This window comes from Kitasatospora sp. NPDC017646, assembly GCF_044329365.1.
In the GTDB taxonomy this organism is placed as follows: Bacteria; Actinomycetota; Actinomycetes; order Streptomycetales; family Streptomycetaceae; genus Kitasatospora.
This window is the reverse complement of sequence record NZ_JBIRJC010000025.1, coordinates 18,916-44,358: the sequence shown is the minus strand read 5'-3', so window position 1 is coordinate 44,358 and position 25,443 is coordinate 18,916. Positions and strand designations below refer to the sequence as shown.

The 25,443-nt window shown below is 74.1% G+C and carries 27 protein-coding genes and 1 pseudogene; 11 read left to right on the top strand and 17 right to left on the bottom strand.

From position 1 onward, the window contains the following. The first annotated feature begins 147 nt into the window (after window positions 1-147). Complete coding sequence (locus tag ACH4J0_RS30190) at window positions 148-483, top strand: GNAT family N-acetyltransferase (RefSeq protein ID WP_396243803.1); 336 nt, start codon at window positions 148-150, stop codon at window positions 481-483. Between the two features lie 124 nt (window positions 484-607). Beyond that, a complete protein-coding gene (locus ACH4J0_RS30185; protein WP_396243801.1) occupies window positions 608-1,339 on the top strand; it encodes a sigma 54 modulation/S30EA ribosomal C-terminal domain-containing protein in 732 nt (243 codons plus the stop codon). A gap of 126 nt (window positions 1,340-1,465) precedes the next feature. Here ACH4J0_RS30185 and lpdA read toward each other — a convergent pair whose 3' ends face one another. Beyond that, a complete protein-coding gene (gene lpdA, locus ACH4J0_RS30180; RefSeq protein ID WP_396243800.1) occupies window positions 1,466-2,872 on the bottom strand; it encodes a dihydrolipoyl dehydrogenase in 1,407 nt (468 codons plus the stop codon). A gap of 284 nt (window positions 2,873-3,156) precedes the next feature. Continuing rightward, on the bottom strand, window positions 3,157-4,716 hold the full coding sequence (locus tag ACH4J0_RS30175) for a M28 family peptidase (protein ID WP_396243798.1): 1,560 nt from the start codon (window positions 4,714-4,716) through the stop codon (window positions 3,157-3,159). Window positions 4,717-4,863: 147 nt separating this feature from the next. Between ACH4J0_RS30175 and ACH4J0_RS30170 the strand changes: the two genes are divergently transcribed. After that, window positions 4,864-5,040 carry an antitoxin gene (locus ACH4J0_RS30170; RefSeq protein ID WP_396243868.1) on the top strand — a complete coding sequence of 59 codons (177 nt, stop codon included), beginning with the start codon at window positions 4,864-4,866 and terminating at the stop codon, window positions 5,038-5,040. Between the two features lie 43 nt (window positions 5,041-5,083). Here ACH4J0_RS30170 and ACH4J0_RS30165 read toward each other — a convergent pair whose 3' ends face one another. Further along, window positions 5,084-5,266, bottom strand: a complete 183-nt coding sequence (locus ACH4J0_RS30165) for a hypothetical protein (RefSeq protein ID WP_396243795.1) — start codon at window positions 5,264-5,266, stop codon at window positions 5,084-5,086. Window positions 5,267-5,340: 74 nt separating this feature from the next. Between ACH4J0_RS30165 and ACH4J0_RS30160 the strand changes: the two genes are divergently transcribed. Beyond that, the gene (locus ACH4J0_RS30160) at window positions 5,341-5,955 is read left to right on the top strand and encodes a TetR/AcrR family transcriptional regulator (protein ID WP_396243793.1); all 615 of its coding nucleotides are present in this window, start codon (window positions 5,341-5,343) and stop codon (window positions 5,953-5,955) included. A gap of 245 nt (window positions 5,956-6,200) precedes the next feature. Beyond that, on the top strand, window positions 6,201-6,776 hold the full coding sequence (locus tag ACH4J0_RS30155) for a flavodoxin family protein (protein ID WP_396243867.1): 576 nt from the start codon (window positions 6,201-6,203) through the stop codon (window positions 6,774-6,776). A gap of 183 nt (window positions 6,777-6,959) precedes the next feature. Here the strand turns inward: ACH4J0_RS30155 and ACH4J0_RS30150 are convergent. After that, window positions 6,960-8,096: pseudogene (locus tag ACH4J0_RS30150) on the bottom strand (MATE family efflux transporter); the annotation flags it as partial. A gap of 131 nt (window positions 8,097-8,227) precedes the next feature. Here ACH4J0_RS30150 and ACH4J0_RS30145 point away from each other — a divergent pair. Then, the gene (locus tag ACH4J0_RS30145) at window positions 8,228-8,776 is read left to right on the top strand and encodes a PadR family transcriptional regulator (protein WP_396243790.1); all 549 of its coding nucleotides are present in this window, start codon (window positions 8,228-8,230) and stop codon (window positions 8,774-8,776) included. 109 nt (window positions 8,777-8,885) lie between these two features. Then, window positions 8,886-9,761: a class I SAM-dependent methyltransferase gene (locus ACH4J0_RS30140; protein ID WP_396243788.1), complete on the top strand. Its 876-nt coding sequence runs from the start codon at window positions 8,886-8,888 to the stop codon at window positions 9,759-9,761. A 32-nt stretch (window positions 9,762-9,793) separates the two neighbouring features. Here the strand turns inward: ACH4J0_RS30140 and ACH4J0_RS30135 are convergent, their stop codons facing one another. The 3 genes from ACH4J0_RS30135 to ACH4J0_RS30125 all read right to left on the bottom strand — a co-directional run bounded on the left by ACH4J0_RS30135 (window position 9,794) and on the right by ACH4J0_RS30125 (window position 12,199). Next, window positions 9,794-10,264 (bottom strand): hypothetical protein, encoded by a 471-nt coding sequence (locus tag ACH4J0_RS30135; protein WP_396243786.1) that lies wholly within the window; start codon window positions 10,262-10,264, stop codon window positions 9,794-9,796. 145 nt (window positions 10,265-10,409) lie between these two features. Next, on the bottom strand, window positions 10,410-11,456 hold the full coding sequence (locus ACH4J0_RS30130) for a TIGR03617 family F420-dependent LLM class oxidoreductase (RefSeq protein ID WP_396243784.1): 1,047 nt from the start codon (window positions 11,454-11,456) through the stop codon (window positions 10,410-10,412). Window positions 11,457-11,581: 125 nt separating this feature from the next. After that, the gene (locus ACH4J0_RS30125) at window positions 11,582-12,199 is read right to left on the bottom strand and encodes a TetR/AcrR family transcriptional regulator (protein WP_396243782.1); all 618 of its coding nucleotides are present in this window, start codon (window positions 12,197-12,199) and stop codon (window positions 11,582-11,584) included. A 102-nt stretch (window positions 12,200-12,301) separates the two neighbouring features. Here ACH4J0_RS30125 and ACH4J0_RS30120 point away from each other — a divergent pair, with 102 nt between their 5' ends. Then, window positions 12,302-13,792, top strand: coding sequence for a carboxylesterase/lipase family protein (locus tag ACH4J0_RS30120; RefSeq protein WP_396243780.1), 1,491 nt, complete (start codon window positions 12,302-12,304; stop codon window positions 13,790-13,792). Window positions 13,793-14,210: 418 nt separating this feature from the next. Here ACH4J0_RS30120 and ACH4J0_RS30115 read toward each other — a convergent pair whose 3' ends face one another. The 5 genes from ACH4J0_RS30115 to ACH4J0_RS30095 all read right to left on the bottom strand — a co-directional run bounded on the left by ACH4J0_RS30115 (window position 14,211) and on the right by ACH4J0_RS30095 (window position 19,400). After that, complete coding sequence (locus ACH4J0_RS30115; protein ID WP_396243778.1) at window positions 14,211-15,044, bottom strand: ABC transporter permease subunit; 834 nt, start codon at window positions 15,042-15,044, stop codon at window positions 14,211-14,213. Beyond that, the gene (locus ACH4J0_RS30110; protein ID WP_396243776.1) at window positions 15,041-15,970 is read right to left on the bottom strand and encodes an ABC transporter ATP-binding protein; all 930 of its coding nucleotides are present in this window, start codon (window positions 15,968-15,970) and stop codon (window positions 15,041-15,043) included. Before ACH4J0_RS30110 ends, ACH4J0_RS30115 begins: the two co-directional genes overlap by 4 nt. 142 nt (window positions 15,971-16,112) lie before the next feature. Further along, complete coding sequence (locus ACH4J0_RS30105; protein WP_396243775.1) at window positions 16,113-17,540, bottom strand: RtcB family protein; 1,428 nt, start codon at window positions 17,538-17,540, stop codon at window positions 16,113-16,115. A gap of 30 nt (window positions 17,541-17,570) precedes the next feature. Next, complete coding sequence (locus ACH4J0_RS30100; protein ID WP_396243772.1) at window positions 17,571-18,026, bottom strand: archease; 456 nt, start codon at window positions 18,024-18,026, stop codon at window positions 17,571-17,573. Between the two features lie 135 nt (window positions 18,027-18,161). After that, window positions 18,162-19,400 (bottom strand): styrene monooxygenase/indole monooxygenase family protein, encoded by a 1,239-nt coding sequence (locus ACH4J0_RS30095; protein ID WP_396243770.1) that lies wholly within the window; start codon window positions 19,398-19,400, stop codon window positions 18,162-18,164. Window positions 19,401-19,768: 368 nt separating this feature from the next. Between ACH4J0_RS30095 and argJ the strand changes: the two genes are divergently transcribed. Next, the gene (argJ, locus tag ACH4J0_RS30090; protein ID WP_396243768.1) at window positions 19,769-20,923 is read left to right on the top strand and encodes a bifunctional glutamate N-acetyltransferase/amino-acid acetyltransferase ArgJ; all 1,155 of its coding nucleotides are present in this window, start codon (window positions 19,769-19,771) and stop codon (window positions 20,921-20,923) included. Window positions 20,924-20,999: 76 nt separating this feature from the next. Here argJ and ACH4J0_RS30085 read toward each other — a convergent pair whose 3' ends face one another. The 5 genes from ACH4J0_RS30085 to ACH4J0_RS30065 all read right to left on the bottom strand — a co-directional run bounded on the left by ACH4J0_RS30085 (window position 21,000) and on the right by ACH4J0_RS30065 (window position 24,621). Beyond that, complete coding sequence (locus tag ACH4J0_RS30085; RefSeq protein WP_396243767.1) at window positions 21,000-21,752, bottom strand: thioesterase II family protein; 753 nt, start codon at window positions 21,750-21,752, stop codon at window positions 21,000-21,002. A 131-nt stretch (window positions 21,753-21,883) separates the two neighbouring features. Continuing rightward, window positions 21,884-22,567 (bottom strand): serpin family protein, encoded by a 684-nt coding sequence (locus tag ACH4J0_RS30080; RefSeq protein WP_396243765.1) that lies wholly within the window; start codon window positions 22,565-22,567, stop codon window positions 21,884-21,886. Between the two features lie 215 nt (window positions 22,568-22,782). Continuing rightward, the gene (locus tag ACH4J0_RS30075; RefSeq protein WP_396243763.1) at window positions 22,783-23,037 is read right to left on the bottom strand and encodes a GNAT family N-acetyltransferase; all 255 of its coding nucleotides are present in this window, start codon (window positions 23,035-23,037) and stop codon (window positions 22,783-22,785) included. Window positions 23,038-23,041: 4 nt separating this feature from the next. Continuing rightward, window positions 23,042-23,617 (bottom strand): O-methyltransferase, encoded by a 576-nt coding sequence (locus ACH4J0_RS30070; RefSeq protein ID WP_396243761.1) that lies wholly within the window; start codon window positions 23,615-23,617, stop codon window positions 23,042-23,044. A gap of 365 nt (window positions 23,618-23,982) precedes the next feature. Next, a complete protein-coding gene (locus ACH4J0_RS30065; protein WP_396243758.1) occupies window positions 23,983-24,621 on the bottom strand; it encodes an AAA family ATPase in 639 nt (212 codons plus the stop codon). Between the two features lie 160 nt (window positions 24,622-24,781). On the opposite strand from ACH4J0_RS30065, the gene ACH4J0_RS30060 reads away from it, so the two are divergent. Together ACH4J0_RS30060 and ACH4J0_RS30055 are read left to right on the top strand one after the other, a co-directional pair. Continuing rightward, window positions 24,782-25,258, top strand: a complete 477-nt coding sequence (locus ACH4J0_RS30060) for a hypothetical protein (RefSeq protein WP_396243757.1) — start codon at window positions 24,782-24,784, stop codon at window positions 25,256-25,258. Continuing rightward, a complete protein-coding gene (locus ACH4J0_RS30055) occupies window positions 25,255-25,437 on the top strand; it encodes a hypothetical protein (protein WP_396243756.1) in 183 nt (60 codons plus the stop codon). Before ACH4J0_RS30060 ends, ACH4J0_RS30055 begins: the two co-directional genes overlap by 4 nt. Window positions 25,438-25,443 lie beyond the last annotated feature (6 nt).

Genomic DNA, 25,443 nt, shown 5'->3' with positions numbered 1-25,443 from the left:
GCCTTGAGGTCTCCGGCCATCGCCCGGTCGGCCCAGCCCACCGGCCCAGCCCACCGGGTCAGCCGACCTCCTCCTCTGGATCCACCGGGGGCTAACCTGGCCCCGCACCGAAAGCCCGTACGGGTTCGCGAACGAAAGGCCTCCGCGATGAGCACCCCCAGCACCCCCGTCGTCGAGCGGGCGGACGCCCTGCACCGGTACGAGATCCGAGTCGACGGCGAACTCGCCGGCTTCGCCGAGTACCTGGACCACGACGGGCAGCGCGTCTTCTACCACACCCTGGTCGAGGACGCCTTCGCCGGCCACGGCCTGGCCGGGCAGCTCGTCCGGGCGGCGCTGACGGACGTGCGCGCCGCCGGGAAGCGGATCGTCCCGATCTGCCCGTACGTGGCCAAGTTCCTGACCAAGCATGAGGAGTTCTCCGACATCACCGACGAGGTCACCCCGGAGGTCAAGGACTGGCTGCGCACCCAGCTTCGCTAGGACGGGTCCACCCGGCCCGGGTGCTGGGGTCGTTGGGCCCTCGACAACGCCCCGGGCCTGCCGGGATCCTGGTCGCCTGTCTCGCCGGACGAACGGGGCGGGCGGCGGTGAAAGGGCCTGGGTGATGGGCGGGTTGGTGACGGTGGAGGCGTTCGAGGGCGGTCCGGCGGGTGGGGCCCCGGCCGAGGCGCGGGGGCGGATCGCGGCGGCCGTGGCGGCCGCCGGCGAGGCGGGCACGCTGGTGGAGGCGCTGCGGATCCGGCTGGCCGCCGTGGCCGGCGGGGTGCTGGCGCAGGTGAACGCCGAGGTGGACGGCCGACGGATCCGGGTCCAGCGGGCGGCGGCCGAACGGGCCGACTCGCTCGACCGGGTGGCCGAGTCCCTGCTCGCCAGGATCCGGGCCGTCACCGGCCCCTGGACGCCCCGCCCGTGGCCGGCTCGGCGGGTCCCCGCTCTCCCGGCGGGGCCCGCGGGCGGGCGGCGGATCATCCGCCGCAAGGAGCCGTCACTCGTGTGGTGCACGCCCGAAGCGGCGGCCCGGACGATGGACGCGATGGACTACGACATCCACCTCTTCACCGACCCGGCGACCGAGACCGACGCCGTGGTCTACCGGGTCGGGCCGACCGGCTACCGCCTGGCCCGCACCGTCCCGGCCGGTCCCTCCGGCCGCCGCACGGCGCCGATCACGCTCAGCCCGCACGGCGCGCCGCCGCTCACCGAGCGGCAGGCCGTCGAGCGGCTGGAGGAGGCCGAGTTGCCGTTCCTGTTCTTCGCCCACCCGACCAGCGGCCGGGGCCGGGTCCTCTACCGGCGCTTCGACGGCCACCTCGGCCTGATCAGCGGCCGGGGCTGATCACGGTCACGGCCGGGCCTGGCCGCGGACGCCGTGGACCGTGCAGGGCCCCGGCGGGCGTTCGCCGCCCACCGGGGCCCTGTCGTCACGTCGCCACGTGCCACGTCGTCAAGCGGACCCGGGTCGTCACATGTTGATCATGTGACCGGCGAGGCCGTGGATGGCCTCCTTGACCGCCTCGCCCAGGGTCGGGTGGGCGTGCACGTTGCGGGCGACCTCGTGGACGGTGAGGTCCCACTGCTGGGCCAGCGTCAGCTCGGGCAGCAGCTCGGTGACCTCGGGGCCGATCAGGTGGGCGCCGAGCAGCTCGCCGTACTTGTTGTCGCTGATGACCTTGACGAAGCCGATCGGGTGGCCGAGGCCGTGGGCCTTGCCGTTCGCGGTGAACGGGAACTTGGCGACCTTGACGTCGTAGCCCTGCTCCCGGGCCTGCGCCTCGGTGTAGCCGAAGGAGGCGATCTGCGGCTGGCAGTAGGTGGCGCGCGGGATCATGACGAAGTCCACCTCCTGGGTCTCCACCCCGCCGATCGTCTCGGCGGCGATCACGGCCATCGTCTCGGCGGCGTGGGCGAGCATGAGCTTGGCGGTCACGTCACCGATCGCGAAGATGTGGTCGACGCTGGTTCGGCCGCGGCCGTCCACCGCGATGGCGTTGCGGTCGGTGAGCTTGACCCCGGCGTTCTCCAGACCGTAGCCGTTGACCCGCGGCGCGAAGCCGATCGCCTGGAGCACCTTGTCGGCCTCCAGCACCTGCTGCTGGCCGTTCTTGGTGACGGTGACCTTGACCTTGCTGTTCGGGTCGCTGTCGTCGATCGACTCCACCCGGGTGGAGGTGAGCACCTCGATGCCCAGCTTGCGGTACTGCTTGGCGAGCTCGGTGGAGACCTCGACGTCCTCCAGCGGCACCATGCGGTCCAGGAACTCGACGATGGTGACCTTCACGCCGTAGTTGTGCAGCACGTACGCGAACTCGACGCCGATCGCGCCGGCACCCGCGATGATGATGCTCTCCGGAAGCTCCTCGGTGAGGATCTGCTCCTCATAGGTGACCACGCGCTCGCTCAGGCTGGTGCCCGGCAGCAGACGGGTGGTGGCACCGGCGGCGATGATGCAGTGGTCGAAGGTGACCATGTCGAAGCCGCCGCCGCTGAGCGCGACCTGGAGGGTGTGGTCGTCGACGAAGGTGCCCCAGCCGTCGTACTCGGTGATGCCGTTCTTCTTCATCAGGTAGTGGACGCCCTTGACCCGGCCGTCGGCCACCGTACGGCTGCGGCGGAAGGCCTCGCCGAAGTCGAAGGTCACCTGGCCCTCGACCTTGATGCCGAAGGTCTTCGCCTCCTTGGTGAAGATGTGGGCGAGCTCGGCGTTGCGCAGCAGGGCCTTGGAGGGGATGCAGCCGACGTTGAGGCAGACGCCGCCCCAGTACTTGGCCTCGATGACCGCGACCTTCAGGCCCAGCTGCGCCGAGCGGACGGCGGCGGTGTAGCCGCCGGGGCCCGCGCCGAGGACGACGACGTCGTAGTGCGTGCTCATGTTGCTGACTCCTCCGAGGGTGTCACGGTGACGTGATCTCGGTCCCATGGTGTCAGGACCGGACCCGGCGCACCCACCGGGTCTCGGTGGATGGGCTCCGCGCGGCACCGTACAGGGATCGGGCCGGATTGTCGTCAGTGCGGTCCACTACGGTGGCTCGCACCACGCTCCACCAGGGGCGATGACGGAGGGAGGAGCGCGGAGGGGAGGGCGCGGATGGCCGGCAGGTGCACGGCGGGCGGGTGGGCCCGCCGCCCGAGGACGGCAGCGGGCCCACCCGGGCGTCAGGCCGTCGCCCCGTGGGCGTCGGATCCGGCCGTACCGGCACTGCCGGGGGTGCTCATACCCGCTCCGGCCGCCGCCTGACCGGCGGGGCGCCGGGCCGGTACGGGCTGCCGCAGCGAGGAGAGGTCCCAGGCGTAGGTGCCGACGGCGTGGGCGATCACGTCGATGTTGACGTCGAAGGCCGGCATGTCGATGTTGTCCAGGTCGTCGCAGGCCTTGTGGTAGCAGGGATCGAAGGCGGTGCCCGCCGTGCCGCCGTAACGGGTCTGCTGTTCGGGTGACTTGATCACTTCGGCGCCGGTGTCGGTGCCGCCGGCCGGGATGCCCGCGTCGATGAACGGTCCGTAGTCGGAACGGCCGTTGAAGGCGGACGGGTCGTGCGGGAGGCCGCGGCCGTCCAGGTACCCGGTGAGGTCCCGCTCGATCTGGGCCGAGCCCTCGGGGCCGGCGCTTCCGCCCGCGCTTCCGGAGCCGTTGTATACGAACTGCGCGTGGTTGGGGGATGCGATCATGTCGAAGTTGAGGTAGAGCCGGATCTTCTTCCGGTCCGCCTCGGAGAGCGACTTCACGTACGCCTCGGAGCCCTTGAGGCCGAACTCCTCGGCGGACCACCAGGCGAACCTGACCTTGTTCCTCCCCGGGCGGACTCCGAGGTTCTCGGCGACTTCGAGGATGCCGGCCGCGCCGGATCCGTTGTCGTTGACCCCGGGCCCGGCGGGCACCGAGTCCAGGTGCGCGCCGATCATCACGGTCTCGGCCGGGTCCCCGCCGCGGGTCTCGGCGATGACGTTCCAGGTATTGCGCGGCTCCATGACGGTCCGGATGTCCAGGTTCACCCGGACCGGCCCGGCGGCGGCCTTCGCGGCCAGCGCCTCACCGGCCGCCCTGGTGATCCCGCCGGTCGGGACCTTCCCGGCGGTGGGCTCGCCGAGGGTTCCGCTGAGCTCGCCGTCGGCGTTGTTGTAGATCAGCGCCCCGAGGGCGCCGGCCGCCGCCGCGGCCGCCTGCTTCTCGGCGAAGCCGCACCCGCCGCGCCGGATCAGCGCGATCCTGCCGGTGACGGAGCCCGCCGGGTATTCGGCGGGCGTGCAGCCGGTGGTGGCGCCGACCGGGGCGACGCCCAGCTCGGCCGTCAGACCCGCCTCCGGACCGCTCGTCGAGTAGGTCATGGCGGTCACCGGCACCGACTCGGCCTGCGGTGACACCACGTCCAGCCGCTGGGCGCGGGCCTCGAAGAAGGTGTACTCGAACTCCTGCCGGGAGACCTTGAGCCCGGCCCGCCGCGCCCGCTCGTAGACGTAGCGCGCCGATTCGTCGTGGCCCTTCGAACCGGCGGCTCTGGTACCGCCGTTGCGGTCGGCGATCCGTTGCAGCGCGACCAGGGTGTCGTGCGCGTCATCGGCACTGGCGGCCTCGACCAACCGCTCGGCCAGCTTGGCGCCCTGGCGTGCCGGGTCCGGATCGGCGCTGGCGCTGCCGGTGCCGACCAGCAGCAGTGGGGTGACCAGCGCGGCGACGGTGGGCGCGGCGCCTGTTCGGTTCCTGGTGCGCAGCTTCAAGGCGACTCCTTCCGACGGACCGTGAACTCACGATTTGACATGACCGGGATCGCCTTGCCAAGCCCGCCGCGCGCCCGCGACATGCGCGGAATGGTCTGCCCTGTGATCCTGGAGGGGTGGGGGCTTCTCATCCAGGAGGGTGACCACATGTCCATGCTGGATAAGCTCAAGAGCATGCTGAAGGGCCACGAGGACCAGGCGGAGAAGGGCGTCGACAAGGCGGGTGACACCTTCGACGAACGCACTCAGGGCAAGTACAGCAGCCAAACCGACGTGGCCCAGGACAAGCTGAAGGACCAGTTCCGCGATCAGCCGCCGCAGTAGCGGCCGGGACCGGGTCCGCCCGCCGGGCGGGGGCCGGCGGCGTTCAGCCGTCGCCCCGGCCCGGCTCCCGCTCCGACCCTTGCTCCGTCTCCGCGACCGCTTCCTCGTCCCCGTCCCCGTCCGCGCCGCAGTTCTCGCACGGCCCCGGGCCCGGCCGCTCGCGCAGCCGTCCGCACTCCGGGCACACCCGGTCCAGCCAGCAGGCCGACTCGCCGCCTTGGTCCATGCCTCCGATTCTGTCCGGCGGACGGCCGCCGAGGCGAGTAGACAGTGTCTACCGAGATCGGGTAGACAGTGTCCATGACCGAGACCATGAGCGGGCCCCCGACCGAACAGGACGGCGACCTGCGCGCCCGGCTGGTGGCCGCCGGCGTCGAACTGGTGGCCCGGGAGGGCGTCCACGCCCTCGGACTGCGCGAGATCGCCCGGCACGCCGGGGTCTCCCACGGGGCACCGCGCCGCCACTTCCCCACCCACCGCGAACTGCTCGCCGCCATCGCCCGCCAGGGCTTCGGCAGGCTCACCGACTCCCTCGCGGGCGCCGACGCCCTCGCCGTCACCACCGGCGCCGACGCACGCACCCGGATCGAGGCGCTCGCCCGCGCCTACCTGGGCTTCGCGGCGGCGAACCCCGGCATGTTCGAGCTGATGTTCCGCCACGACCTGCTGGAGGGCAGCGGCTCCGAGCTGCGCCGCACCTCCCTGCCGCTGTTCCTGACCCTCGCCGGCCTGGTCGCCGAAGCCCACCCCCGGTCCGACGACCCGACCGGCGCCACCGCCGCCCTCTGGGCCAACCTGCACGGCCTGGCCCAGCTGCGCGCCTGGGGCAGCCTGCGCCTGGCCACCGGCAGCGACGGCCTCGAATCACTGCTGCGCACCAGCCTGGACGCCCACCTCGGCCCGTCCACCCGGTGACGAGGCCCCCGGGGTCGACCTCCGCCACCCGCCCAGAACCCTTGTCAGGCCCGACGTGACCCCGCCGTGAATCTCTTGGTTCGTCGTCAATTCATCTTCTGAGCAATGACGTTGACGACGAGGTCACACTGCTGGCGGTGGCCGTCTCGGGCCGGTTCGGCCGTCGGCCCGGTATCGGCACCGGCGCGGAGGCAGGGTGGGGACGGCGCGGGGGCGGCACGGGATGCGCGGAGGTCTCCCGCCGGATGCCGTCCCCGATGTCACGTTCCCGAGCGCTGCCCGGTCGACCCTGCGGGCGCGGACGTTCCGCACCCCCGCGATCGCGGAGCGAAGGGAGCATCACCATGAAGGCCGTCATCGTGTGCGTCTCGGTGTCCCACGGCAACACCCGGCGGATCGCCGACGCCATGGGCCAGGCCCTGGCCGCCCCGGTGGTCGAACCCGAGGAGCTGGACCCGGCCGACCTGGCCGGTTACGACCTGGTCGGCTTCGGCTCCGGCGTCTTCACCGGCCGGCTGCACCCCCGCCTGCGCGACTTCGTGCGCACCCTCCCGTCGGCCCAACGGCCCCGCCGGGCCTTCGTCTTCGCCACCAGCGGACTGCCCGAGCCCGGCTTCCGCCCCTTCACCCGCCCGCTGGCGCGGCTCCTGGAGCCGAAGGGCTTCGAGGTGGTCGGCAACTTCACGACCCGCGGGCACGACACCTGGCTCCCCTTCAAACTGGTCGGCGGCATCAACAAGCACCGCCCGGACGCCGGCGATCTGGCGGCTGCCCGCACCTTCGCCACCGGTCTGCGCGCCCGGCCCGGCAGGGCGTCCTGAAGCCCCGCACCGAGCGGTCCCCCGCGCCTGAAGGTTGCCGACGGCACCGACCCCACGCCGCGTCAGCGCCAGCAGCAACCCCAACTGCACCGCCGCCCCCACCACTTGCCCCCACCACACCCCGGCCACCCCCAGCGTCCCCGAGAGCGCGATCGCGGCCCCGAGCTGGGCACCGAGCCCGAACACCGCCGCCAGCACCAGCGCCCGCCCCGCGCCGGTCGCCTGGTGGAAGCCGCCGAGGACGACGGCCGGGGCGTACGGGAGGAGGTACAGGGCCGTCAGGTGCAGGAAGCCGACGGCCTGGGCGGACACGGCGGGGTCGTCGGTGAACCGGGCGGCCAGCGGGCCGGCGCAGCCGGCCGCCAGCAGCCCCGCGCCCGCGCCCAGTCCGACGGCGAGGCGGGCGGCGGCCCGGTGGAGCGCCCGCAGGTCGGCGGCCGCTCCGGCGCCGGTGAGGCGGGCGGACTGGATGGCGGTGGCCTGGCGCAGCGCGTAGAAGGCCATGGTGAGGAGGAGCAGGAGCCGGTAGCCGATGCCGTATCCGGCCACGGCCGCGACCCCGAAGCCCGCGACCAGGGCCAGTTGGGCCGTGCCGACGGCCATCCGGGCGGTGAAGTCCAGGCCGAACGGAGCGCCGGCCCGCAGGATGCGGAGGGCTGCCGCGCCGACGCCCCGGACCGTGCCGCCGGTTCGGGGCCGCAGCCGCAGGGTGACGGCGAGGGCGACCGCCCGGGAGGTGGTGAGGGCGAGCGCCGCCCCGGTCACGCCCAGGGCGGGCAGCGGGCCGGGGCCGAGGACCAGCAGCGGGTCGAGGACCAGGAGCAGGGCGTTGGAGAGCAGGGCGACCCGCATCGGGGTGCGGGTGTCGCCCGCCCCCTTGAAGAGTTCGTCGGCGACGCGCTGGGCGAAGAACAGGACGAACGCCGGGAAGGCGACGGTGAGGTAGTCGGCCGCCCGGGTGGCGGCCTCGCCGTCGAGGAAGGCGGCCGCGAGCCGGTCCCGGAGCAGGAAGCCGGGGACGGCGAGGGCGAGGCTGCCGAGCACGCAGAGGCGCCAGGCGGCCCGGGTGATGCGGGCGGCCTCGGGCCGGTCGCCCGCGCCGAGGGCCCGGGCGAGGCGGACGCTGATGCCGGAGGCCACCACCAGGACGAGCCCGAGCAGCAGGTTCTCGACGGTCCCGGCCAGGGTGACGGCGGCGACGGCGGAGCCGCCGAGGCTCGCCACCCAGAGCGTGCCGATCACCGTGGCGATCACCCCGGAGAGCAGTTCGGCGTAGACCGGTCCGGCCAGTGCGGCCAGCCGGGACAGCTGCTCGCGCATGGTCCCCCCTCGTTCCGCCGCCCGCACGGTGCGGCCAGCTACCTCGAATGGATATACCTCGATTAGAGACACCTCGGCAAGAGGTAACATGGCCGCGCCATGGGGCGCACTCCGACGAAAGGGCTCCGACTGTGCTGACCCTCGCGATCCTCGGCTTCCTGTACGACCAGCCGCTGCACGGCTACGAACTCAAGTCCCGGATCACGGGGTTGACCGGTCACGTCCGGCCGGTCAGCGACGGCGCGCTCTACCCCGCGATCACCCGGCTGGAGAAGGCCGGCCTGCTGCGCCGCCGCACCGAACCCGGCAGCGGGGCCGCGCCGCGACAGACCCTGGAACTGACCGGCGAGGGCCGGGCCGAGCTGCTGCGCCGACTGGCCGACCCGGAGCAGGCCGAGATCACCGACCAGATCCGGTTCTTCACCCTCGCCGCCTTCCTCCACCACCTCGCCGACCCCCTCCGGCAGGCCGCCGTGCTCCGCCGCCGACTGGCCTTCCTGGAGGCGCCGAGCAGCTTCTTCTACGACGGGGACGGCCGCCCGGTCACCGCCGAACGGGAGCCGAACCCGTTCCGGCGCGGCATGCTGCTGGTCGCCCGGGCCTCCGGCGCCGCCGAACGGGCCTGGCTGGCCGAGACCATCACCGGGCTGGCGGGCGCGAACGGTCCGGAAAGCCCCTGAAGGGCAGCCCCGACGGACCGGGCATCGCTATGATGATCGGCCTCACGACCACGGCGCCCCTCCGCGGCGTGATCCACCACCGCGCTCCGCCCGTCCTCTGGAGGCAGCCGTGCCCAGTGAAGCGATCGCCGCCGCCCGCCGCGCTCCGCAGAAGCGGGACGACATCCCCGGCTGGTTCTTCGGGCTGGACCGGGCCGCCTTCTCGCACCTGCTGTCCACCCAGACGGCAGCCGGGGTCACCGGGGACATCCTGGAGCTCGGCAGCTACCTCGGTCGCAGCGCCGTGCTGCTCGGGGACCACCTGCAGCCGGGCGAACGGCTGACCGTCTGCGACCTGTTCGACTCCGAGGCGGGCGACGCCGACAACGCCGCCGAGATGACCATGTCCTACCGCAAGACGCTCACCCGCAGCGCCTTCGAGGCCAACTACCTCGCCTTCCACGGCCAGTTGCCGGAGATCGTCCAGGCGCCCACCTCGGCGCTGGCCGACGGCCGGATCCCGGCGGGCAGCTGCCGGTTCGTCCACGTCGACGCCTCGCACCTGTACGAACACGTCAGCGGGGACATCCTGGTGGCCAGGTCCGCGCTCACCGAGGACGGCCTGGTCTCGCTGGACGACTACCGCTCCGAGCACACCCCGGGCGTCTCGGCAGCGGTGTGGGAGGCGGTCTTCACCGGCGGTCTGCGGCCGGTGCTGCTCACCCCGATGAAGTTCTACGGCACCTGGGGGGACGCCGGAGCCGCCCGCCGGACCCTGCTGGAACGCGACTGGCCGGCCGAGGGCTACACCGTCGACGAGGACACCATCGCCGGCCACCACGTGCTGCGGCTCAACTACCGGGTCAAGGCGCCCGCGCAGATCCCCCGTTCCACCCCGCGCCGCCTGGCCCTGGACCTCCTCCCGCCGGTCGCCACCCGCGCCACCCGCCGGGTCCTGCGCACCCTGCGCGAGCGCCGCGCCGTCCCTCCGGCGCGCAGCGCCTGAACCCCCGGCGCGGAGTTCCGGACCGGCGGCGATCAGCCGACCGGCCGCGCCGCCAGCGCCCGGACGATCCCCCGGCGGAGGTGGGTCGAGGCACCGGGCAGGTGGCCGAGCCAGTTCAGCCGCTCGGCCGGCAGCTCCGGCCGCCGGGCCAGTTCCAGCACCGCCGCGTACGGGCGGTCGCCCTCCCTCAGGCGCGCGGCCAGCAACGGGACCAGCCCGTCCAGATCGGCGCCGGTCAGGGCGGGGTGGGCGACGATCAGCTGGAGCAGGCAGTTGTCGTTCCAGGTGCTGTGCCGCCGAGCCGACAGCGGGACCAGCAGATCGGCGGGCGCGGCGGCGTTCCGGGCGATCGCGTGCCAGACGAACGGGTAGTCCGCCAGGGCCAGTCGGCGCAGGACGTCGGGGTCCGCGGTCCGTTCCGCCAGCCGCCGGTAGTCCCCGCCGTCGTGCAGCCGCCGCAGCGCTTCGACGTCGTCCGCCTCGCTGTTCCCGTGCTCGTCCATGTCGGCACGACAGGCTAGCAGCGGTCAGCCCCGGGCGACCGGGGGCGCTGAGGACGGTGTCCGGCAGGACGGGCAGTGGCCCGGGGATCCGGGCAAGCGGTTCCCGCCCGCCCGACGCTGCCGTACGCGCCCGGTCCCGTTCCGCTCAGCCCAGCGCGCGCACCGCCGCCAGCACGTCCAGGCCGAGCGCCTGGTCCGCGTCCTCGGGCAGGTGGACGGACAGCCGGGTGACCAGCCCCGCGTACCGGCGGTGGATCTCCCGCGCGACCTCCTCGACCGTGCCGGACACCGCGAAGGCGTCGAACACCTCGTCGGAGATCAGCGCCGTCATCTCCGCCCAGCGCCCGCGCACCGAGTGGCTGTGCAGTTCCTCCTGGAGGTCCTCCCAGCCGTGCTGCGCCAGCACCGGGCGGTAGGCCGGGGTGGAGGCGTAGAACGCGAGCCGCTCCCGCACCCCGGCCCGGTTGGCCGCCAGCTCCTCCTCGGTGCGGCCGGTGGCGGTGAGCACGTTGCCGACGATCTCGAAAGGCCGCCTCGTCCACTCGGCGCCCTCGGCCTCGGCCTGCCGGCGCGCCTCGGCCAGCCCGGGCAGCACCTGCTCGGCCAGGTAGGCGGTGGAGGAGAACGGGTGGCCGAGGAATCCGTCGGCCACCGCCCCGGCGGTGCGGGTCATCAGCGGTCCGACTCCGGCCAGCAGGATCCGGGGCACCCCGGCCGGGACCGGGTCGGGCGAGAAGACCGGTGTCATCACCGTGTGGGTGTAGAACTCGCCCCGGAAGCGCAGCCGTTCGCCGGTCTGCCAGCTGTGCCAGATCGCCCGCACCGCGTGCACGTACTCGCGCATCCGGGCGGCTGGGCGGTCCCAGGGCATCCCGAAGCGCTTCTCGATGTGCGGCTTGACCTGCGAGCCCAGCCCGATGACGGCCCGCCCGCCGGAGGCCGCGTGCAGCCCCCAGGCCTGGTAGGCGAGGGTCATCGGGGTGCGGGCGAAGGCCACCGCGATGCCGGTCGCCAGCTCGATCGACTCGGTGCGGTCGGCGGCCCGGGCGAGCTGGAGGAACGGGTCGTACGCGGTCTCGGCGACCACCAGCCGGTCCATGCCCCGGCGTTCGGCCTTCTCGGCGGCGTCGAGGATGCGCGCCGGGTGCCCGGAGGCGTTGGCGTCGAGGCGGAGGGCGGCGGGTCGGTCCATGCGGGTGCTCCTGGTCGCGGGTCTGGCGTCGTGCGGTCGGGCATCGTACCGGTCCGGCGTCGTGCGGTCGGGCGTCGTACGGAGCTGACGTCGTGCCGACCGCTGCCAGCCAGCCTGCCACGCCGTCACGGGGCGGCGGACCCGCCCTCCCCCGCGAACAGCCCGTCCAGGTGCCGGTCGACGGCGGTGAGCACGGCGGCCGGCTCGACCACGCCCAGTTCCAGCAGCGTGGTGAACCCGGTGAGCGCGAGCAGCAGGTCCGTCTCCACCACCGGGTCGCGGTCGGCCGCGATCAGTCCGTCGGCGAGCGCCTGCCGGACGACCTGTTCCACCGCGCCGCGCCCCTGCACCAGGGCGCCCCGCGCCCGCGCGTGGACCTCCTCGTCGTGCAGCGCCTCCAGCACGTAGGCGGCGCTCATCCGGCTGGTGACGCGCGAACCGGCGTGCAGGGGCAGCAGTTCGACCAGCATGGCCCGCAACACCGCCCGCGGGTGCGGCCGTTCGCCCAGCTCCGCCAGGGCCCGGCCGACCCGCCGCGCGCTCTGCTCGCCGGCCAGGTCCATCGCGAAGCCGAGCAGTTCCGCCCGGGAGCCGAAGTAGTGCTGCAACTGTCCGAGCGAGATCCCCGCCTCCCGGGCCACCTCACGCAGCGTCAGCTCCGTGGCACCGCGTCGTTCCACGACCCGCCACAGCGCCCGGGCGATGGTCTCGCGGCGCTCCTGGTGGTCCACCTGTTTGGGCATGGCCCGGCTCTCCTCGAACGACTCCCCCAGCTTTTCCAATACGCTTGACATAATACACCTGACCGATAACCCTGGGAGCATTCCGAGGGATGGAGTGTCCAGATGCCCGTACAGCCCGTCGCCCACACCACCGAGGGAGCCGTCCGCGGCACGGTGGACCGCGGACTCGCGGTCTTCCGCGGCCTGTCGTACGCCCGCCCGCCGGTCGGACCGCTCCGCTTCGCCGCCCCCGCCCCGCCCGAGCGCTGGGACGGCATCCGCGAGGCCGTCGAGTTCGGGCCCGTCGTCCCACAGTCCGGGCCGCTGCCCGCCGGGCCGAGCCGCGGCACCGACTGGCTGACGCTCAACGTCTGCACCCCGCACCCGGGCAGGGCCGGCCTGCCGGTGCTGGTCTGGCTCCACGGCGGCGGGTTCATCTCGGGCACCTCGGGCGACCCGCTGTACGACCCGGTCGAGCTCTCCCGGGCCGGGATCGTCGTGGTGACCGTCAACTACCGGGTCGGCGCGGAGGGTTTCGCGCTCATCGAGGGCACCCCAGCCAACCGCGCCTTCCTCGACCAGATCGCCGCCCTGGAATGGGTTCGGCGCAACATCGCCGCGTTCGGCGGCGACCCCGACCGGGTGACCATCGCCGGCCAATCGGCCGGGGCTTCCTCGGTCGCCGCGCTGCTGACGATGCCCCGGGCCAGCGGCCTGTTCCGGCGGGCCGTCGCCCACAGCGTCGGGGCCAACCTCTGCACCCCCGCGCTGGCCGCCGAGGTCACCGCCGCCCTGGCGGAGCAGCTCGGCACGGCCCCCACCACCGCCGCCCTCGCCGAGGTCGACCCCTGGCGCCTGGCCGCGACCGTCACCGACCTCGACAGCACGCTCCCCGGGCGCCTGGCGCGCTGGGGGCGGCTCGCCCACACGGGCGTCGCCACCGTCCCGGTGGTCGACGGCGAGGTCCTCACCGAGGCTCCCTGGGCCGCGCCGGCCGCCGGAGGGGCCCGCGGCGTCGAGCTGCTGGTCGGCCACACCCGCAACGAGTTCCGACTGTTCTCCGTCCTCGCCGGCCGGCACGGCACCTTCACCGAGGAGGACGCCCGCACCGCCCTGGAGCTGCTCGCCCCGCACCCGGACGGCCCGGACGCCTACCGCTCCGCGCTCCCCGGGGCCACACCCGAGGAACTGCTCGAAACCGTCTTCTCCGACGCCCTGTTCCGGATGCCCTCGCTCCACCTCGCCGAGCGCAACGCGGCGGCCGGCGGCACCTCGTACCTCTTCGAACTCGCCTACCCCGCCCCCGCCATGGGCGGGGTGTTCGGCCCCTGCCACGGCCTGGACCTCCCCCTGGCCTTCGGCAGCCTGGACAGCCCGATGGGCCGGCACTTCCTCGGCGACCCGCCCGCCCCGGAGGCCGTCGAACTCTCCCGCGAGCTTCAGCAGGCCTGGATCCGGTTCGTCACCACCGGCGAGCCCGGGTGGGCCGCCCACGAGCCGGAGCGGCAGCTCACCCGGGTCCTGGACGCCCGCCCGGAGACCGTCCGCTACCCCGAGCAGGCCTCTCGCACCATCTGGGCGGGGCACTCCCCCACCGCCTTCGACCTCGGCTGAGGCGAGAAGGTGAGCAGGCGAGCGACCGGCCGGAACCGCTGCGGCACCCACGAGCCCGTAGCAACAGGGCGTGTGCCCGGCCTGCACGGTGATCTCCGCCCTGGGAGCCACGGTGTCCTCGCCTGCCACCGGCGCATCCGAGCCGTGGCCGGGTCGCGGGAGCGGCTCCGGAGCGGTTGGGTGGGAGACGGAGCGGCGGGTCCGCTCCCCTCCACGGAAGGAAACCGGCTGTGGAGCAGCGATCGGAGCAGCCGCCGAGGGTGGGGTTCTTCACCGACACGTCGGTGTGCATCGGGTGCAAGGCCTGCGAGGTGGCGTGCAAGGAGTGGAACGCCGTTCCCGACCAAGGCCTCGAACTCGGACCGGTACGGGGGCTGCGGGCGGCCGTGAGTCCGCTTCATCGACCGGGCGACCGGGATCAGATCGCCAGGTCCCGTCGCTCCAGCAGCCGGAAGGCCGCCAGCAGTCCGAGCAGCCCCACCCCGAGCAGCACCGCCAGCGACGCCCAGGGCAGGCCGCCGTGCGCGAGCGCGTCGCCGGGCGCGTAGTAGTGGAACGGGCTGAGGTAGCGCAGCGGTTCGGCCGGGGACCAGGCCAGGGCGACGAAGTTGAGCGCGAAGCCGCCCGCGCCGAACACGACGGCGGCGCCCACCACGTGCGCCCGCCGCCGGCTCAGCGCGGACACCGCCAGCACCGGCCCGATCAGGCAGAACGTGAGGGCGCAGCCCAGCAGTCCGGCGGTCAGCACCCCGCCCTCCGGGACGGCGGCGCGCAGCTTCGGGGAGAACGCCACCCCGAGCGCGACGGCCAGCGTGGCGGCGGCGTTGAGCAGCACCGAGGCCGCGATCAGCGCGCCGGCCCGCTCGGCGAGCAGGCGGCGCCGGGAGACCGGACGGGTCATCAGCAGCTCGATGGTGCCGGACTCCACGTCGGCCGCGACGGCGGCGGCGCCCAGCGAGCCGATCACGGTCAGCTGGAGGGCGATCCAGACCGGGTGGGTGAGCCCGGCGCCCAGCAGTCCGGGGTAGCTGGCGATCGAGACGTCGCCGTTGGAACCGCTGAAGGCCTTGAACGCGCCCGGCGGGGTGCGGCGGGCACCGAACAGCTCACTGGTCGGCACGGTTGCGGCGATCACCACGATCAGGGTCTCGAAGACGACCACGGCGACCATCAGGGTGAGCAGCATCCGGCGCCGCCGGTGCAGGGCGAGCCAGACCAGCGGGAGGCGACGGCTGACGGTGCCCGGGGTCACGGCCGGTCCTCCTGCCCACCGGTGCGGTAGAGGTCGAGGAAGGCCTCGTCCAAGCCGGCCTCCTCCACCGTCAGGTCGGCCACCGGCAGTTCGGCCAGCAGCCCCCGCACCGCCGGGACCACCTCGTCGGGCGGCACCAGCAGCTCCACCCGCCTTCCCTCCCAGCGCGGGGACCAGCGCTCCGCGGCCCCGAGCGGCCGGGCGCCGCACCCGTCGTCGAACACCAGGCGCACCCGGCGCGCCCGGGCCCGGCGCAGCTCGGCCACCGAGCGGACGGTCACCAGCCGCCCCCGGCGCACGATCGCGACCCGGCCGCAGGTCCGCTGCACCTCGGGCAGCACGTGGCTGGAGAGCAGCACGGTGCGCCCGGCGGCGGTCTCCTCGGCGAGCAGTTCGAAGAAGGTCTCCTGGAGCAGCGGGTCCAGGCCCTCGCTGGGTTCGTCCAGCACCACCACGGGGGGCCGGTGCTGGAGCGACTGGACCAGCCCCAGCTTCTGCTTCATTCCGCGCGAGTACTGCCCCACCGGGCGGGCCAGTTCGGCCGGGGTGAGCTGCAGCCGTTCGCACAGCTCGCGCTGGCGGGGCACCGGCGCGCCCTGGAGGGCGGCGAGGAGGTCGAGGGTCTGCTGCCCGGTGAGTTCCGGGTAGAGGCGCAGCTCGCCGGGCAGGTAGCCGAGCGCGGGGGCGAGCCGGGCGTGGTCGGCCACCGGGTCCAGGCCGAGCACCCGCACCCGGCCCCCGCTGGGGCCGAGCAGGCCGACCAGGCAGCGCAGGGTGGTCGTCTTCCCGGCGCCGTTGGGACCGAGCAGGCCGAACACCTCGCCGGCCTCGACCGTGACGTCGAGGTCCTCGATGCCGGTCGTGGTGCCGTAGCGCTTGGTGAGCGCGCGCAGCTCGATCACCGGCCCGGCCGTGTTCCCCGGCATGCCCACCTCCTGTGACTGGCGCTGTGACCGGCGCTGTGACCCGCGCTGGGACCAGCGCTGTGACCGGCACGTCGGACCACCATGGCGCGCCCGGCCCGGGCGGGTCGCGGGACGCGCCCGGGCCGGGCGGCGGCTCACCCGCTCATCCCTTGCACACTCCCAGCGGCACCAGCCGGGCGACCTGCCGGGCCAGTCCGGCTGCCTCGGTGACGGCGGCCACCGCGTCCACGTCCTTGTACGCCTCGGGAACCTCCTCGGCCAGGGCCCGCATCGAGGCGGGCCGGACGGCGATGCCGCGCGCCTCCAGCTCGCCCTTGAGCTGCTCCCCGCGCACCGTGCGCAGCGCCTGGTGGCGGCTCCACACCCGGCCGGCGCCGTGGCAGGCCGAGTGGAAGGCCTCGTTGCCGGGCAGGCCGACCATGACGTACGAGGCGGTGCCCATCGTCCCCGGGACCAGCACCGGCTGCCCGGCTCCGGCCAGGTCGGCGGGCAGGTCCGGGTCGCCGGGCGGCAGGGCGCGGGTGGCGCCCTTGCGGTGGACACACAGTTTCCGTGCCTCGCCGTCCACCTCGTGGGTCTCCAGCTTGGCGAGGTTGTGCGAGACGTCGTAGACCAGCTCCAGTCCGACGCCGAGGGCGGTGGCGAAGGCCCTCCGGGCGGCTTCGGAGAGCAACTGCCGATTGGCCCGCCCGTAGTTGGCCGCGGCGGTCATGGCGCCGAGGTAGGCGCGGCCGCGCGGGGAGTCGACCGGGGTGCAGGCGAGTTGGCGATCCGGGAGGTCGATCCGGTAGCGGTGCAGCTCGCGGTCCATGGCGCGGACGTGGTCGGTGCAGATCTGGTGGCCGAGTCCGCGCGAGCCGCAGTGGATCATGACGCACACCTGGCCGGCCCGGAGTCCGAAGGCGGCGGCCGTCCGCGGGTCGTGCACCCGGTCGACGGCCTGCACCTCCAGGAAGTGGTTGGCCGAGCCGAGGCTACCGACCTGCTGGAGGCCCCGCTCGACGGCCCGGGTGCTCACCTCGCCGGGGGCCGCACCGGCCAGCACTCCACTGTCCTCGCAGCGCTCCAGGTCGCGGGGCACGCCGTGGCCGTGCTCGACGGCGTAGCGGGCGCCGCCGAGCAGCAGCTCGTCCAGTTCCTCCGGCCCGGCCAGGTGCCACAGCCCGCCGCGGCCGAGCCCGCGCGGGACGGTGCGGTCCAGCAGGTCCATCAGGTGGCGGATCCGCCCGGCGTCGAGCTCGTCCCGGCCGACGTCGGCGGCGAGCAGCCGGACCCCGCAGGAGATGTCGAAGCCGACCCCGCCCGGCGAGACCACCCCGCCCTGCTCGACGTCGGTGGCGGCGACCCCGCCGATCGGGAAGCCGTAGCCCCAGTGCACGTCGGGCATCGCGTAGGAGGCGCGGACGATACCGGGCAGCGTCGCCACGTTCGCGACCTGCTCCAGCGCGCGGTCCCCGGCGGCCTGCGGCAGCAGCGCGCCGGTCGCGAAGACCACGCCCGGTACCCGCATCGGCGGGCGCGGTTCGATCCGCCAGCGGCAGTGGCCCGCCTCGGCCAGTGCGATCTCCATCTGGCTCACCCCGCTCCCTCGGCGCGCGTCTCAGACGTCCACGGTGGCGGCGCAGGTCCAGCCGCCGGGACCTCGGCCCAGCTCCAGGCCCTGCAGCGAGACGGCCTTCGGCACGGCGCCGACCAGGGCGACGGTCGCCGTGTCCGCCATCCGGAAGCGCACCTCGACGCTGCGGGCGCCGTCCAGGCCGCGGACCGGCCCGAGGGCGAGCGCCGCGGGCAGTTCGCCGGCGGCGTCCATCCGGTAGATGACCTCCTCCAGGACGCCCGCGAGCAGGTCCGGGTCGCTGACCCCGAGCACGGTGCAGGAGCGCTCGCCGACGATCCGGGCGCCGGACAGGTCGGCGAAGCTGCCGACGACGGCGTGCACCAGCTCGCCGATGCAGCCCTGGGCCGTCGGTGCCCATGCCTCCACCCGCAGGTCCGCCGTGTGCGGCACGCTCCGGTGGCCGCGGTCGGACCGCTCTGCGGGCTCGCGACCGTTCACGAGCGACGCCTCCCGCACCCGTTGCCGTCCTCCCTCCAGCGTCGTCCCGGGGGCGGGGCGGGGGCAAGTGGGGATCTGCCGCCGGGTGCGGTCCGGCCCGTCGGTCCGCCGAGCGGGCGGTGGGAGCCCGGGGCCTCAGCTTCCGATCGAGGAGAGGTAGGCAGCGGTGAGCTCGGGCGTGGCCAGCCAGGCGGCGTGGTCGCTCGGTTCGGCGTAGGTGTTGGCGAGCCGGCGGGCGACCGCCGGATACCGGGCGGCGGCCGCGAAGACGCCCTGGACGTGGTCCGGCACGGTCAGCATGGCGGCGGTGAACTCCACGGTGTGGCGCCCGTGTTGCTGCCAGAACCGCTCGGCGGTGCGGCACATCCAGTCCGCCGTGAACGGGGCGTCGCCGTGCTCGCGGATCGCCTGCCGGTAGGCGTCCGCCGCGCGGGCGGCGCCGTTGGCGCCCTGGCCGGTGATCGGATCGTTGACCACCACCGCGTCGCCCAGGCCCAGGACGTGCACGGCGTCGACACCCGAGCCCAGTTCCGCCACCGGGCGGCGGACCGTCGGGGTGACCGCGCCCCAGAGCCCGGCCCCGGCGTCGGTCGGTTCGGCATCCCGCCAGTGCTCCGCCTCCCACGGCAGGTACTCGGCCAACAGGGCGCGGATCCGGTCGAGTTGGACGCCGACCTCGGGACCGTCACCGAACGCGTCCAGCGGGCTTCCGGGCAGCGCCTCCCAGAGCAGGATGTCGCAGGGGCCGGAGTGGGTCAGGGCCGGTTGCAGGTAGAGCTCGCCCAGGCCGGGCAGGGCGTGCATCCGGGCCCGGGGTCCGGCGGCCGGGTCGGGCGAGCCGACGCCGTGCGCGTACAGGCAGGACAGCGCACGCTGCGGCCGGTCGAAGGGCGAGCGGGCGGCGTTCCGTTCGAAGATCCCCGCCAACTCGCCGCGCCCGGCCGCGACCACGGTCAGCTCGTGCCGCCGGGCCAGCGCGTGCAGCCCGGCCCGGTCCAGCGAGCGGTACTCGACCCGGCCGCCGCGCTCGGCGAACAGCTCCGACCAGCGGGCCAGCTTGATGCGTTGGTCGACCGAGCGAGCGGGCTCGTCCAGGGTCATGGTGAACTCCAGGACGCGGGTGGCCGGCGGCGCCACGAGCGCCGCGTCGACCGAGGACACCGGCGGGGCCTGCTCCGCCCACAGGTCCAGCCCGGCCGCCGCCTCGATCCGCAGCGCCGGACCGAACATCGCCTGGGTGGACAGCACCCGCCCGCCCCGCACCTGTTCGGGGGTGCGCTCGGCGACCAGCGTCACCTCGCACCCGTCGGCCAGCAGCCCGAGCGCGAGCTGCAGGCCGGCCTGGCCCGCTCCGACGACGGCGATTCGGCGCATACGGGGTCCTCCCGGTGGTCTGCTGACGGTCTGTCGGCTGCTCGAACACGGTGCGTCAAGCAGGCACAGTAGTCGAGCCGCCGGGCCACGGGCAGGGGCCGGGACCGGGCACGAGGAAACCGGCGGGCGCCGCCCGGGCGGCCGCAGACGCCGCCTCTTGAGTTCTCCGCATATTCATGCACCAGCGATTCCGTCGCTGACGGCGATCAACCCGCCCCGTACCGCTGGGGGCCTGCATCCGGTATCAACATTGACCGTCGTGCGATGACTGATGTATTCAGAGATTCGCAAACTCATTCACGGTCCTGCGGCTCGGGTCGACCGGCGCGCCCCGGACCGGGACCCACGCGGAGAGGGAACGATCGACCATGCAGCCTGCCGTGCCCCGGGGCTTCCGGGCCATCACCACCAACATGGGCATCAAGGAAGTCGAGGACGACTTCGCGGCGGTCATCTCCGAGGTCCCGTGCCGGTCCGCGGCGGTCTTCACCCGCTCGCGCTTCGCCGGCCCCAGCGTCGTGCTCAGCCGCGAGGCGGCCGCGCTCCAGCACAGCCGCGGAATGGTCGTGCTGTCCCGCAACGCCAACGTGGCCACCGGGCGCACCGGCGCGGAGAACGCCGCGGAGGTGCGCCGCCGGGTCGCCGAGATCGCCGGCATCTCCCCGGAGGAGCTGGTCATCGGCTCCACCGGCGTGATCGGGCGCCCCTATCCCATGGAGGGCATCCGCGCCGGGCTCGACGCCATGACCTGGCCGTTCCCGGAGGCCGACTACCCGGCCGCGGCCAGGGCGATCATGACCACGGACACCCGCCCCAAGTACGTCCACGCGCGCTGCGGCGACGCCGTGCTCGTCGGCATCGCCAAGGGCGTCGGCATGATCGAACCCAACATGGCGACGCTGCTGACGTTCTTCTTCACCGACGCCGACCTGCCCGCCGCCGAACTCGACAGCCTCTTCCGCCGGGTGATGGACCGCACGTTCAACGCGCTGAGCATCGACACCGACACCTCCACCAGCGACACCGCCGCGATCTTCGCCAACGGACTCGCCGGAGCGGTGGACCTGCCCGCCTTCGAGCAGGCGCTGCACGAGTGCGCGCTGCACCTCGTACGGGACATCGCCTCGGACGGCGAGGGAGCCTCCAAGCTGATCGAGGTCCGGGTCACCGGGGCCCGCGACGCGGCGCAGGCCAAGCGCGTCGGCAAGAGCGTGGTCAACTCCCCGCTGGTCAAGGCGGCCGTGCACGGCGCCGACCCGAACTGGGGCCGCGTCACCATGGCCATCGGGAAGCTCGACGACGAGACCGACATCGACCCGGCGGCCGTCCGGATCCGCTTCGACGACCTCCCGATGTACCCCGAGGAGCCGGGCGACGCCCTGCTCGAACAGGCCCGCCGGTACCTGGAGGGCGACGAGGTGGTCATCCGGATCGACCTGGGCATCGCCGACGGCGCGTTCACGGTGTACGGCTGCGACCTCACCGAGGAGTACGTGAAGCTCAACGCCGACTACACCACCTGACCCTCCCGGGCGTCCGGCGGGGAGTCACCGCCCGCTGCCCCGGTCGGGTCACCGGGGCAGCGGGCGGGCCGGAGGCTCAGCCGCGCAGGTGCGCGGTGAGCAGCCGCACCACGGCGTCGACCTGCTCCGCCACGTAGAAGTGCCCGCCCGGGAAGACCCGGAGGCTGAAGCCGCCGCTGGTGTGCCGCTCCCACTGGGCGGCCTGCTCGACCGTGGCGTTGGCGTCCGTCTCCCCCACCAGGGCGGTGATCGGCTGCGGGACGACGGCGTCCGGCGCGGCCTGGTAGGTCTCGATGGCGGTGTAGTCGGCCCGCAGTGCCGGCATGATCAGCTCGCGCAGGGCCGACACGTCGAGGATCCGCTCGTCCGTCCCTCCCAGTCGGATGACCTCCTCGAGCATGCGGTCGTCCGACAGCTTGTGGACGGCGGTGTCCCGGGGCAGCGAGGGCGCCCGACCGGCGGACACGAACAGCCGCTCCGGACCGGCCAGGCCGTCGCGGGCGAAGCAGCGGGTGACCTCGAAGGCGACCGCCGCGCCCATGCTGTGCCCGAAGAAGACGATCGGACGGTCCACCCACGCCCGCAGCTCCCGGTAGACCTGCTCGGCCAGTTCCGGCACCGAGTCGATCGTGGGCTCCGCGAAGCGGTTCTGCCGGCCCGGGTACTGGACGGCCAGCACGTCGGCGTACGGCGCGAGCGCCTTGGCGTACTCCATGTAGTAGCTGGCCGATCCGCCGGCGTGCGGGAAGATCACGATCCGGGCGGGAGCGAAGTCGGACGGGTTGAACCGGCGGAACCACGGGTTGTCGTCGGCAGCGCTGCTGGGCATGCGGGGTGTGACCTCTCTCCCTGATGGAATCTGCTTCCCCCAGTCTCGCAGCGCGCTCGCGCCACCGGGGGCGATCACGGTGCGCTAACCGGTTTTCCGCACTCCGGCCGCCCGAGCCGGGTCACGCCCCGTCAGTCCTCCTCCGGCTCGTCCGGACCGATCCCCCACGGGTCCTCGCCCGGGTCCGGCGCCGTCACCCAGCCGGCTGCCAGGACCAGCCCGGAGAACCGGTGGACGGCCAGGAAGCCGAACGGGCGGTTGAAGTGCACACCGACGTAGCGCTGGAGGTACGGCGGTTTCCGGCTGCTGCCCGCGCCGCCGGCCGCGATCCCCACGGCCGTCACCGAGGCGGCCCGGAATCCGCGGGCGGAGAAGGACACGGTGGCCTTCTGGCGCGCGCTGTTGACGAACAGTGGCGGATCGCCGTCCGAGAGGCCGGGCAGTCGGTCCTCGATCGCGGACGGGGTGGCGAGCGTCTCCAGGCCGAAGATCCCGCGGCGGGCGAGCAGGTCGTGGTCGGCCTCGACGGTGAACTTCGGGACGCTCACGAACAGGCGGTCCTCCGGCTCGTAGCACCGCACCGCCTCGATCGTCAGCCCGGGACCGGCGGCGCCGAAGGGCAGCCGGTCGGCGGTGCTCCGGTGGTACCGCTGCGGGAGCACCCCGATCCCGGCGGACAGCACCTCGCCGGGTGCGGCGTCGGACTCGCCGAGCAGCAGGTGGACGCTGATGTCGCCGTACCCGAGCACCCGCAACTCGGTCACCGGCCCGGCGGGCGTCTCCAGCAGGGCGGCGCGGTCCACCAGGGACGTCACCCGGGTCAGCTGGTGGACGGCCCGGCCCCAACCGTCCGTCCCGTCCTGCCGGCAGGCGCCGTAGTCCGTGAACGGCTTGATCTTCCGTCCGGACGGTGAGCGCCGCGGCCAGCACCAGGCGGGTGTCCGGGTCCAGTTCGACCGGCATCTCCCGGATCCGGCCGCCCGTACGTTCGACCGCCCAGGCGTCCAGCAGCGCACGGTCCCGCTCCGCGTCACCCGTCAGCCGGCCGACCAGGTCCGCCGGGACGGAGGCCAGCCACTCCGGACTCAGCCGCAGCCGGTCGTCGCTCCAGACACCGAGCGCGGACCGCACCGCGGGGATGTCCCGGAGCAGGCCGAGCAGGCTGGACCCGCCCGTCGCCGATCCAGCGCATCACCTCGGGGTCGGCGTTGACGGCCGCCATCGCCGGTACGTCGTGTTCGCGCCAGCGTCGCAGCACCAGGCGGGGAGTCCCGATCGTCACCATGTGCTCACGCCCTCCGCACGGCCAGGACGACCGCACTGCCCGGTGCGGTCCGCACCTCGGTGGCCTCCAGGCCGGGGTGCGTCAGGTAGTGCAGGCGCAGCCGGTCGACCTCGCCGCCGAAGCGCGGGGGCCAGTGCGGCGAGGGCGTGAAGTCGTCCATCAGCAACAGGCCGCCCGGGGAGAGCAGTTCGACCACCCGGTCGGGGTCGTCGCGTTTGCCGCCGCCGTCGCAGAAGAACACGTCGAACGGCGCGTGCTCCTCCAGCAGCCGCCAGTCCCCGTGCAACACCCGCACGCGCGCATCGCCCGCGAACAACTCCGCCGAACCACGGGCAAGTTCGGCATCCCGCTCGACCGTGACCAGCCGGGCGCCCGGGCCGAGTCCACTGCGCAGCCAGGCCGTACCGACCCCCGCGCCGGTGCCGCTCTCCGCGACCGTCCCGCCCGGCTTGGCCGCCGCGGCGAACGCCAGCAGCCGGCCGACCTCCCGGGTGCAGCTCTTGCCGAACCCCAGCCGGGCGGCGGCCCGCTCGGCTGCCGACACCCCTGCGGGGACCCCGCGTTCCTCGTCGTCCGTCATCCGCTCGAAAACCCCTCCGACTCCGTACGACTCCGTGCCATCATGCCGTCATGACCGAGTGGGTCACCATCGCCGCCTGCCGGAACCTGACCGGCCGCCCGACGCCCGCGGCCGCCCTCCGCGCTTGACTGCGTGACCGGGGCATCGGCTGGACGCCCTTCCCGCCGGAGGCCGTCCGGTGGGACGCGTCCTGCGGCATCGGTCCCGACGGTCACTGGCAGTGCTGGTTCGCCGTGCGGATCGACGCCGAGGCCCTGCGCCCCCTCGGGCTCCACCCCGATCAGCCGACCTCCGCCGTCAACGGGCCCTCACCTCCGGGCTGGTGGCATGCGGAAGCGGAGCGCCTGGCCCGCCGCCACCAAGCCTCACATCACCCCACCGAAACGGACCGCCTCCGCCCGGGAGCGGGAGACCGCGTCGAGCAGCAGGACGGAGGCCGCCTCCGGGGTCGGCTCCGGTGCGCCGGAGCGCGCGTGCCGGGTGAACTCCGCCAACAGCCGCCCCAGGCCTCGGCGGTGGCGGGCGAAGACCCGGGCGGAGGCGTGCCGCCCGCGCGCCCGCTGGCCGTCGAGGGCGGTGGCGGCGCCGACGTCGAGCAGCACCAGGTGCAGTTCGCGCCCTCCTCGACCGGCTTCCCGGGCGAGCCAGCGCCGCATCCAGGCGCGGCTGCCGCAGTCGTGCACCAGCAGGGGCCCGCCCCGCCGCACCGAGGAGCGCAGCAGCCGGAAGTGCTCCAGCCGCGCCCACGGCCGGTACACCGCGTACGGCAGGCGGGCGGGCATCAGCGCCTCACAGGCCTCGTGCACCGTCCGCGGGTCCACCGTCGGAACGGCCCCGGCCGTCGCCCAGCGCCGCAGCAGCGTGCTCTTGCCCGCCCCCGGCAGACCCGACACCACCACCACGGCGTCAGCCGGGTACGCCACGACGAGCCCCGCCCCGGTCTCACCCCGCAGGTCCACCACCCCGCGCGGCACCACGACCAACGCCTCCACCCCGCCGCCCACCGCTCCCCCGTCCGTGTCCGACCGGAGACCCTAGCAAGTCCGGTCCCGACTCGGTCCGGTCCGGCCCAGGTGATGGGCGTCAGGAGGATCCGGATGTGGCCGCACAGAACTTGATCGCCTCGGTCGGCGGGACCAGATGGCAATCGTCGAGGGGCACAGTGTGTTCCCCAATCAGCTCGAGGAGCCGCTGCGGAGCCACCCGGACGTCCGCGAGGCGGTGATGTTCTCGGGTTCCGGCCCGGACCGGCTGGAGCGCGTGCACGCCGCGGTCGCCGTCCGACCGGGTGCGCGGGTGACGGCGGAGCAGCTGCGCGGCTGGGCGCGGGAGCACGGGGACGCCCGGTGCGCCCCGGACACCGTGCCGGTCCTCCCGGCGATCCCGTTGAACGGCCTCGGCGAACCCGACCTGTCGGCGCTCCGCGCCCTGGCCGGTGAGCATCGGGCGGCCGGTCACCGCACTGGGGGCGCGCGAGGTGGTGTGACGCGCCCTGCGCGTGCTTCGAGCGCCCGCGTAGACCACCTGTCGCGCGGCGGACCGCGGGAAGAGACCGAGCGTGGGCACTCGACCGTGCGGGCCGAGCTGCCGATACACCCCGGCGGCGCTCCCTCGCACCGTCCCCAGGAGGCACTACCGTGACCTGGCTCCGCATCCTGACCGCACTGGGCATCCTCGCCCTGGCGGCCGGTACCCTGCTCGTCTTCGCCCGCGTCACCGCGACCCCCCGGGGCGAGCACGCCGCCGGGGCCGCGCCGCCCGACCTCCGGAAGGACGCCGAGGGCAGCGGCCTCTTCCCGAGGACGGGCGGCGACGGCTGAGTCCGG